The sequence below is a fragment of the Bradyrhizobium sp. WYCCWR 13022 genome (genome assembly GCF_030435535.1).
In the GTDB taxonomy this organism is placed as follows: Bacteria; Pseudomonadota; Alphaproteobacteria; order Rhizobiales; family Xanthobacteraceae; genus Bradyrhizobium.
In genome coordinates this window covers 1-1,451 of record NZ_JAUIZJ010000059.1, presented here as the reverse complement: position 1 = coordinate 1,451, position 1,451 = coordinate 1, and the positions used below count along the sequence as shown (strand labels likewise).

Below are 1,451 nucleotides of genomic sequence, written 5' to 3'. Positions count from 1 at the left end.
GGAGCACGCCATGTCTCAGACACCGAATACCGCGGTCGCCGTGATCGGCATTGATATCGGCAAGAACTCGTTCCACGTCGTGGGTCACGATGCGGGCGGCGCCATCGTGCTGCGACAAAAGTGGTCGCGTGGCCAGGTGGAAGCGCGGCTCGCCAATATGCCGCCTTGCCGGGTCGGCATGGAAGCCTGCGTCGGTGCACATCACCTGAGCCGCAAACTCGCATCGCTGGGTCACGACGCCAGGTTGATGCCGGCCAAATATGTCCGCCCTTATAGCAAGGGGCAGAAGAATGACTTCAATGATGCCGAAGCGATTGCCGAAGCCGTGCAGCGTCCGACGATGAAGTTCGTGGCGACCAAGACCGCTGAGCAACTTGATCTGCAGGCACTGCATCGGGTGCGCGAGCGGCTGGTCTCGCAACGCACCGGCATCATCAACCAGATTCGCGCCTTCATGCTGGAACGCGGGATCGCAGTGCGCCAGGGTATCGGCTTCCTGCGCAAGGAGCTGCCCACCATCCTTGCGACGTGCACCGATGCCCTGTCGCCCCGCATGTTGCGTGTTATCGAGGAGTTGGCCGGCGACTGGCGCCGGCTAGATCAGCGCATCGATGGCCTATCCGGCGAGATCGAAGCCCTGGCCCGTCAGGATCAGGCATGTTCGCGCCTGATGACGGTGCCCGGCATCGGGCCGATCATTTCGAGCGCCATGGTGGCCGCGATCGGCACTGGAGACGTATTTTCCAAAGGCCGCGACTTCGGCGCCTGGCTCGGACTGGTGCCCAAGCAGATCTCGACGGGAGACCGCACGATCCTCGGCAAAATCTCCAGGCGCGGCAATCGCTACCTGCGCGTTCTGTTCGTGCAGGCGGCCTGGGTTGTGCTGGTTAGGATAAAGGATTGGGAACGTTACGGGCTCAAATCCTGGATCGAGGCCGCCAAGAGGCGGTTGCACCACAACGTGCTGGCGATCGCGCTCGCTAACAAGCTTGCCCGCATCGCCTGGGCAGTGCTGGCTAAAGGCCGCGCCTTCGAGCCGACGGGGACCGATGATGCAAGCGTCCGACCCGCTTGATCCTCGCGCCGTGCTCGGCACGGTCAAGGCGCAGCCTAGCGACGCCAGAGCCAGCCGCAAGTCAAGCGCGACGGCCGGCCTTGACCGCCCCTGCGCGCGACGCGATCGACCTTCTGCGGGCCGGGACGAAGGAACGGCCCTTGGCTCGAACAAAGGAACTGCGCGACAAGAGGAGCAAGCGATGACGTAACCCTATCGACAGCTTCCAGCCGAGGTCTGCGAGAGGATGAGACGAGATGGAGGTTCGGTCTTCCGAGCGCGTGCGAACACTGGTGACCCGAATGGCCCAAGCGAGGCCTGTCCGCTAATGAGAACACACGCGCGCTGATATCCATGATGGCCCGGAGCACCACACGCTCCAATCAGAGGTCGGATA

1 protein-coding gene is annotated in these 1,451 nt (G+C 63.2%); it reads left to right on the top strand.

Annotated elements, in window-relative coordinates:
• The first annotated feature begins 10 nt into the window (after window positions 1–10).
• Window positions 11–1,075, top strand: a complete 1,065-nt coding sequence (locus tag QY049_RS38930) for an IS110 family transposase (RefSeq protein ID WP_301270737.1) — start codon at window positions 11–13, stop codon at window positions 1,073–1,075.
• Window positions 1,076–1,451 lie beyond the last annotated feature (376 nt).

Bases quoted from the DNA above. Each gene is read 5' to 3' on its own strand.
- QY049_RS38930 (WP_301270737.1), top strand. From the start codon at position 11: ATGTCTCAGACACCGAATACCGCGGTCGCCGTGATCGGCATTGATATC.